1 pseudogene is annotated in these 8,994 nt (G+C 78.1%); it reads left to right on the forward strand.

Annotated elements, in window-relative coordinates:
• Position 1: 1 nt before the first annotated feature.
• Positions 2-8,994 (forward strand): annotated as a pseudogene (locus ABT238_RS36100) (type I polyketide synthase); the annotation flags it as partial.

Consider the following 8,994-nt stretch of genomic DNA (forward strand, 5'->3'; position numbering starts at 1 on the left):
ACTGCGCGACTACCTGCGGCGTGCGGCCAACGAGCTGCACGAGACCCGGACGCTGCTGCGCGACGCCGAGGACCGGTGGCACGAGCCCATCGCCATCGTCGGCATGCAGTGCCGCTACCCCGGCGGGGTCGGCTCGCCCGAGGAGCTGTGGGAGCTGGTGCGCACCGGCGGCGACGCCATCACCGGCATCCCCTCCGGGCGCGGCTGGGAGCACGCCGAGAGCGCGGCCGGCAGCGCCTACCGGGGAGGCTTCCTGGACGACGCGGCCGACTTCGACCCCGGCTTCTTCGGGATCTCGCCGCGCGAGGCGCTGGCGATGGACCCGCAGCAGCGGCTGCTGCTGGAGGCCTCCTGGGAGGCGGTCGAGCGGGCCGGGATCGATCCGACCTCGCTGCGCGGCAGCCGGACCGGCGTCTTCGTCGGGGTGATCGCGAGCGACTACCTGTCCCGGCTGCCCAGCGTCCCCAAGGAGGTCGAGGGCCACCTGCTGACCGGCAGCCTGACCAGCGTCGCCTCCGGCCGGATCGCCTACACCCTGGGCCTGGAGGGCGCGGCGGTCACCGTCGACACGGCCTGTTCCTCCTCGCTGGTCGCCCTGCACCTGGCCTGCCAGGCGCTGCGGGCCGGGGAGTGCGACCTCGCGCTGGCCGGCGGCGCCACCGTCCTGGCGACCCCGGGCGCCTTCGACGAATTCGCCCGCCAGCGGGGCCTGGCGGCGGACGGGCGGTGCAAGTCCTTCTCGGCGGCGGCCGACGGCACCGGCTGGAGCGAGGGCGTCGGCATGCTGCTGGTCGAGCGGCTCTCCGACGCGCGGCGCCACGGGCACTCCGTGCTCGCCGTGGTGCGGGGGTCGGCGGTCAACCAGGACGGCGCCTCCAACGGCCTGACCGCGCCCAACGACCTGGCGCAGGAGCGGGTGATCCGCCAGGCCCTCGCCGGCGCCCGGCTGAGCCCGGCGGACGTGGACGCGGTCGAGGCGCACGGCACCGGCACGGTGCTCGGCGACCCGATCGAGGCCCAGGCCCTGCTCGCCACCTACGGTCAGGACCGGCCGGCCGGACGGCCGCTGCGTCTCGGCTCGGTGAAGTCCAACCTCGGCCACACCCAGGCCGCCGCCGGCGTGGCGGGCGTCATCAAGACGGTGCTGGCGCTGCGGCACGGCCTGCTGCCGCGCACCCTGCACGCCGAGGAGCCCACGCCCGTGGTCGACTGGGCGACCGGCTCGGTCGAGCTGCTGACCGAGCCGGTGGCCTGGCCGGCGGGGGAGCGGGTGCGCCGGGCCGGCGTCTCCTCCTTCGGGGTCAGCGGCACCAACGCGCACGTGATCATCGAGGAGGAGCCGGCCGAGGACCGGGCGCCCGCCGAGCAGGAGAGCGCCGCGCCGTCGCCGGCCCCCGTGCCGTGGGTGGTCAGCGCGCGCACCGGGGCCGGGCTGCGCGCCCAGGCCGCCCGGCTGCGCGACTGGGCGCTCGCGCACCCCGGGGCCCGGCCGGCCGACGTGGCCTGGTCGCTGGCCTCGGGGCGGGCCGTGCTGGAACACCGGGCGGTCCTGGTCGGGTCCGACCTCGCCGCGCTGGCCGCGGAGCTGGGCGCCGTCGCGGACGGCGCCGCGGACGCGCCGCGGGGCGCCGCGCCGCGCCGGACCGGCCGCACCGCCGTCCTGTTCACCGGCCAGGGCACCCGGACCAGGGGCGTCGCGCGCGAGGCGTACGAGGCCTTCCCGGTGTTCGCCGCCGCGCTGGACGAGGTCTGCGCCGCCTTCGAGGGCGTGACACCGTTCTCCGTCCGCGAGGTGCTGCTCGGCGAGCCCGACGGGCCGTCGGCGCCGGCCGAGGACACCGGCGTCGCCCAGCCGGCCCTGTTCGCCTACGAGGTGGCCCTCTACCGGCTGTGGACCGCGTGGGCGCCGGCGCCCGACCACGTGGCCGGCCACTCGCTGGGCGAGATCGTCGCCGCGCACGTGGCCGGGGCGCTCACCCTGGAGGACGCCGTCACCCTGGTCGCCGCCCGCGCCCGGCTGATGGCCGCGCTGCCGGCCGGCGGCGCGATGCTCGCGGTCGGGGCGGGCGAGGCCGAGACCGCCGCCGTCCTGGCCCCGCTGGCCGGGGTCGGCCTGGCCGCCGTCAACGGGCCCGCGAGCGTGGTGGTCTCCGGCACCGCGGAGGCCGTCGAGCGGGTCCGCGCCGTCTGCGCGGAACGCGGCTGGCGGCACACCCGGCTGCCGGTCTCGCACGCCTTCCACTCCGAACTGATGGACCCGGTGCTGGAGAAGTTCGCCACCGTCGTCGACGGTCTGCGCCCGCGCCGCGCGGGGATCCCGCTCGTCTCCACCGTCACCGGCGCGCTCACCGCCCCCGAACGCCTGCGCGATCCGGCCCACTGGGTCGCCAACCTGCGGGGCACCGTCCGCTTCGCCGACGCGGTCGGCGCGCTGCGGGCGGCCGGGGCGAGCGAGTTCGTCGAACTCGGCCCCGGGGCCGTGCTGACGCCGATGGTCACCGAGTGCCTCGCCGCCGAGGAGGCCGACGGCACGGTCGCCGTCATCCCCACCGCCGACCGCGAGGGCCCCACCGCCCGGGGCGTCCTGACGGCGCTGGGCCGGGCCTTCGTGCGCGGCACGGCGGTGGACTGGGCGGCGCTCACCGCGGGCACCGTCACCGATCCGGCCGTGCTCGGCCGGCGCCGGGTCGAGCTGCCCACCCAGGCCTTCGAGCGCCGCCGGTTCTGGCTGGACGCGGGTGTCGGGGTCACCGACGCGACCGGCCTCGGGCAGGGCCCGGCGGACCACCCGCTGCTCGGCGCCATGGTCGAACTCGCGGACGGACACGGCTCGCTGTTCACCGGCCTGCTCTCGCTCGACAGCCACCCCTGGCTCGGCGACCACGTGGTGCTCGGCACCGTGCTGCTGCCGGGGACCGCCTTCCTGGAGCTCGCCCTGCACGCCGGTCGGCGGGCCGGCTGCGAACTCGTCGAGGAACTCTCCCTGGAGGCCCCGCTGGTCCTGCCCGAGCGCGGCGCCCTCCAGCTCCAGCTGTGGCTGGAGGCCCCGGACGGCGGCGGCCGGCGGGCCGTCGCGATCCACTCGCGGCCCGACACGGGCGACGCCGGCGAGCCGTGGACCCGCCACGCGGTCGGCACCCTGGCCCGCGCCGACGGCACCGCCCCCGCCGAGCCGCCGGCCCGGCCGCCGGCCGAGGAGGGCGGCGTCCCGCTCGACGGGTTCTACGACTGGCTCGCCGACGCCGGCGTCGCCTACGGCCCGGCCTTCCTCGGTGTGCGCGCCGCCGCCCGGCACGGCGAGGACGTGTACGGGGAGATCGCGCTGCCCGAGGCCGTCGCCCACGACGCCGACCGCTTCGGCGTCCACCCGGCGCTGATGGACGCCACCCAGCACCTGCTCGGCCTCGCGGCCTTCGCCGACCGCGCCGACCCCGGCGCCGGACCGGTCTCGCTCCCGTTCTCCTGGCGCGACGTGCGCCTGTTCGCCCCCGGCGCCGCGGCGGTGCGGGCGCGGCTGCGGCGCACCGGCCCGGAGGCCGTCACCCTGACCCTCGCCGACGCCCACGGCCGGCCGGTCGCCGAGGTCGGCTCGCTGTCCGTGCGGCCGGTCTCGGCGGAGAAGCTGCGCGCCGCCGCCACCGCCCGTCAGGACCCGCTGTACGCCGTGCGCTGGACCGCGCTGCCCCACCCGGCGCGGCCCGCCGCCCCCGCCGCCGGCACCTGGGCGGTGGTCGGGGACGACGACCTGGCCCCCGCTCCGGACGCCTCCCGGCACACCGACCTCGCGGCCCTCGCCCGCGCCCTGGACGACGGCCTGCCCGCCCCGGCCGTGGCCGTGCTGCCCTGGCCCGCCGCCGGGGCCCCGGGCCTGCCTCCGGCGCAGGCCGTGCACACCGCCGTCACCCGCGCCCTGGACACCGTCCAGACCTGGCTCGCCGACCCCCGCCTCACCGGCACCCGCCTGGCCGTGGTGACCCGCGGGGCGGTCTCGGTGGGCGCCGGCGACCCGGTGCGCGACCTCGCCGCCGCCGCGGTCGGCGGCCTGGTGCGCTCCGCCATGTCGGAGAACCCGGACCGGATCGTCCTGGTCGACCTCGACGACGACCCGGCCTCGGTGTCCGCCCTGGCCGCCGCCACCGCGACCGCCGCCGAGACCGGCGAACCACAACTCGCCCTGCGCGCCGGCACCTTGTACGCCCCGCGGATCGCCCGCAGCGGCCCCGCCGAGACTGCCGAGACCGTCGGGCCCGCCCGGCCCGCCTTCGACCCGGACGGCACCGTCCTCGTCACCGGCGGCACCGGCGCGCTCGGCGCCCTCGTCGCCCGGCACCTGGCCGAAGTCCACGGCGTCCGCCGGCTGCTGCTGACCAGCCGGCGCGGCCCGAACGCCCCCGGTGCCGCGGACCTCGCCGCCGAGCTCGCCGCCCTGGGCGCCACCGTCGAGGTCGCCGCCTGCGACGCCGCGGACCGGGCGGCCCTGGAAGCCCTGCTCGCCACCGTCCCCGCCGAGCACCCGCTGCGCGCCGTGGTGCACACCGCCGGCGCCGTGGACGACGGCGTGATCGCCGCCCTGACGCCCGAGCGCATCGCCCCCGTGCTGCGCCCCAAGGTGGATGCCGCCCTCCACCTGCACGAACTCACCCGCGACCTCGACCTCACCGCCTTCGTGCTCTACTCATCCGTCGCCGGCGTCATCGGCAGCCGCGGCCAGGCCAACTACGCGGCCGGCAACGCCTTCCTGGACGCCCTCGCCCAGCACCGGCGGGCGGCCGGCCTGCCCGGCGTCTCGCTGGCCTGGGGCCTGTGGGAGGAGGAGAGCGGCCTGATGCGGGAGGACTTCAGCGCCACCGACCGCCACCGCATCGACCGCAGCGGCGTGCTCGCGCTCTCCGCCGAGCAGGGCCTCGCCCTGTTCGACGCCGCCCTCGCCCAGGACGAGGCGCTGCTCGCCCCCGTCCGGCTCGACCTGGCCGCGCTGCGCCGCTTCGACGAACTGCCGCTCATCCTCAGCGGACTCGTCCCGGCGCGGCGCCGGGCGGGCGGCGAGGAGGCCCGCCGGCTCGCCCAGCGCCTGGCCGGCCGCCCCGAGGCCGAGCAGGTCCAGCTGCTCACCGACCTGACCCGCCGGCAGGCCGCCGTCGTGCTCGGACACTCCGGCCCCGAGACGGTCGGCGCCGACCGGGCCTTCACCGAGCTGGGCTTCGACTCGCTGACCGCGCTGGAGATGCGCAACCGCCTCAACACCGCGACCGGCCTGCGGCTCCCGGCGACCGTCCTGTTCGACTACCCCAGCTCCACCGCGCTCGCCCGCTTCCTGCGCACCGAGCTGCTCAGCCTGCCCGAGTACGGCCGGGCCCCGGCCGCCGCCCCGGCCCGGACGGCGGTGGACGAGCCGATCGCCATCGTCGCCATGAGCTGCCGCTTCCCCGGCGGCATCGCGAGCCCCGAGGACCTCTGGCGCGTCGTCGCCGACGGCGTGGACACCGTCTCGCCGCTGCCCACCGACCGGGGCTGGGACCTCGCCGGGCTGTACGACCCGGACCCGGACCGCTCCGGGCGCTTCTACACCCGCGAGGGCGCGTTCATGCACGGCATCGACCGCTTCGACTCGGAGCTGTTCGGCATCTCGCCGCGTGAGGCGCTCGCGATGGACCCGCAGCAGCGCCTGCTGCTGGAGACCTCCTGGGAGGCCTTCGAACGGGCCGGCATCGACCCGCTCTCGCTGCGCGGCAGCAACACCTCCGTCTTCGCCGGACTGATGTACTCGGACTACGCCGCCGGCCGGGTCCAGGACGTCGACGACGAGCTGGAGGCGTACATCGGCAACGGCAACTCCTTCGGCGTCGCCTCCGGGCGCGTCGCCTACACCCTCGGACTGGAGGGCGCGGCCGTCACCGTCGACTCGGCCTGCTCCTCCTCACTGGTGTCGCTGCACTGGGCGAGCCACGCGCTGCGCACCGGGGAGTGCGACCTCGCGCTGGCCGGCGGGGTGACGATCATGTCGACCCCGAGCGTCTTCGTGGAGTTCGCCCGCCAGCGCGGGCTGGCCCCGAACGGCCGCTGCAAGTCCTTCGCGGCCGGCGCGGACGGCACCGCCTGGGGCGAGGGCATCGGCATGCTGCTGCTGGAGCGGCTCTCCGACGCCCGCCGCAACGGGCACCCCGTGCTGGCGGTCGTCCGCGGCTCGGCGATCAACCAGGACGGCGCCTCCAACGGCCTCACCGCCCCCAACGGGCCGTCCCAGCAGCGGGTGATCCGCCAGGCGCTGGCCAACGCGCGGCTGACCACGGCCGACGTCGACGCGGTGGAGGCGCACGGCACCGGCACGGTCCTCGGCGATCCGATCGAGGCCCAGGCCCTGCTCGCCACCTACGGCCAGGACCGCCCCGAGGAGCGGCCGCTCTGGCTCGGCTCGGTGAAGTCCAACTTCGGCCACACCCAGGCCGCGGCGGGCGTGGCCGGCGTGATCAAGATGGTGATGGCGATGCGCCACGGCACGCTGCCGAAGACCCTGCACGTCGACGCGCCGACCCCGCACGTCGACTGGACGGCCGGCCGGGTCGAACTGCTCGCCGAGGGCCGCCCCTGGCCCGAGCTGGACCGCCCGCGCCGCGCGGCGGTGTCCTCGTTCGGGATCAGCGGCACCAACGCGCACGTCATCCTGGAGCAGGCGCCCGCCGTCGAGGCCCCCGCCGGGCCGGGCGCCGGGGAGCCCGCGGGCCTGGCCGGGGTGGTGCCCTGGGTGCTCTCGGCCCGCACCGAGGGCGCGCTGCGCGCGCAGGCCGAGCGCCTCGGGCAGTGGCTCACCGCCCGCCCGGACGCCGAAATCGCCGACGCTGCCTGGTCGTTGGCCGCCGGGCGGGCCGCCCTGGAGCGCCGCGCGGTGGTCTGGGGCCGCGACGGCGCCGAGATCGCCGCCGGCCTGCGGGCGGTGGCGGACGGGACGGCCTCCACCGCTCCGAACGCCGTCCCGGGGGACGCGGGCGGCCCCGGCGCCGCCGTCACCGGCCCGGTGTTCGTGTTCCCGGGCCAGGGCTCGCAGTGGGCCGGGATGGCGGCCGAACTGCTGCTCTCCAGCGCGGTGTTCGCGGCCTCGGTGGAGGAGTGTGCGGGGGTGATGGATCCGCTGACGGACTGGTCGTTGCTGGAGGTGTTGCGGGACGGTTCGGGTGCGCTGCTGGAGCGGGTGGACGTGGTGCAGCCGGTGCTGTTCGCGGTGATGGTGGGTCTGGCGCGGTGGTGGGAGTCGTGCGGGGTGCGGCCGGCCGCGGTGATCGGGCACTCGCAGGGCGAGATCGCCGCCGCCCACGTGGCCGGGCTGCTGTCCCTGGAGGACGCCGTCCGGGTGGTGGTATTGCGCGCCCAGGCGCTGCGGCGGGTCTCCGGGACCGGCGGCGGGATGCTCTCGGTCGGCCTCCCGGCCGAGCGCGCCGCCGAACTCGTCGACGGCGACCGGCGGTTGTCGCTGGCCGCGGTCAACGGGCCGTCGAGCGTGGTGCTCTCCGGAGCCGTCGAGGCGCTGGCCGCCGTGGCCGAGCGGTGCGAGCGCGAGGACGTCCGGGCCCGCTGGATCCCGGTCGACTACGCCTCGCACTCCGGGCACATGGACGCGCTGCGCGACGACCTCCAGGCGCTGCTGGCGGACGTCGCCCCGCTGCCGGGCCGGGTGCCGATGTACTCGACGGTCACCGGCGAGGCGGTCGACTCGCCCGAGCAGCTGGCGGGTTCGTACTGGTACGACAACCTGCGCGGCACCGTCCGGCTGGACACGGCGGTGCGCGCGGCCCTCGCGGAGGGGCACGCCGTCTTCCTGGAGTGCAGCCCGCACCCCGGGCTCGTCGTGCCCCTGGAGGACCTCATCGCCGAAGCCGCCACCCCCGGCACCGTGCTGCACACCCTGCGGCGCGACGCGGGCGGTCCGCACCAGCTGGTCACCGCCCTGGCCACCGCCCACGCCCGCGGCGTGCCGGTGGACTGGGCCGGCCTGCTGCACCGGCCCGGCGTGCGCCGGGTCGACCTGCCCACCTACGCCTTCCAGGGCCGCCGCTACTGGCTCGACCCGGACGGCGGGACCGCGCTGCCCGGCCGCGCCAAGCGGTCCGCCGCCCCCGGCGGCGACCCGGTCGACGGCACCCTGTGGGACACCGTCACCTCCTCCGACGCACCGGGCCTCGCCGCGCTGCTCGACGTCCCCGAGGACGCGCCGCTGCACGAGGTCCTGCCGGCCCTCGCCGCCTGGCGCACCCGCCGGCGGGCCGACACCGTGGCCCGCTCCTGGCGCTACACCGAGCGGTGGGAGCCGTGGGCGGACGCCCCCGCCGTGCCCGGCCGGCTCACCGGGCGCTGGCTCGTCCTCGCCCCGGCGGACGCCGGGCTGCGCGCCGCCGTGGCCGGCGCGCTCACCGCGGCCGGCGCCGAGGCGCTCGCCCCCGAACCCGGCGCGGTGCCGGCCGGGCGCGCCGAACTCGCCGACTGGCTGCGGGAGACCGCGCCCGCCGGCGTCCTGCTGCTGCCCGATCCCGGGCCGGCCCAGGCCGACCCGACCGCTGCCCTGGACGGGCTGGCCACGCTCGTCCAGGCCCTCGGCGACGCCGGCCTCGACGCGCCGCTCTGGTGCGCCACCCGGGGCGCGGCGTCCCCCCTCGGGGAGCCCCCGGCCAGTACGACGGCCGCCGCCCTCTGGGGGCTCGGCCGCGTCGCCGGCCTCGAACACCCGGACCGCTGGGGCGGCCTGGTCGACCTGCCCGAGACCGCCGACGAGCGCTCCTGCGCGATCCTGGCGGCCGTGCTCGGCGCCGGCTCGGCGGAGGACGAGATCGCGATCCGCCCGCTCGGCACCTTCGTCCGGCGCCTCGCCCGGTTCCCGCACGCCGAGGGCGCCCCCCGCCGGGACACCCCCTGGCACCCCGGGCGCACCGCGCTGGTCACCGGCGGCACCGGGGCGCTCGGCGGGCACGTCGCCCGGTGGCTGGTCCGCGGCGGGGTGGAGCACCT

It is taken from the genome of Kitasatospora sp. NPDC001527, from assembly GCF_040298605.1.
Classification (GTDB): Bacteria; Actinomycetota; Actinomycetes; order Streptomycetales; family Streptomycetaceae; genus Kitasatospora.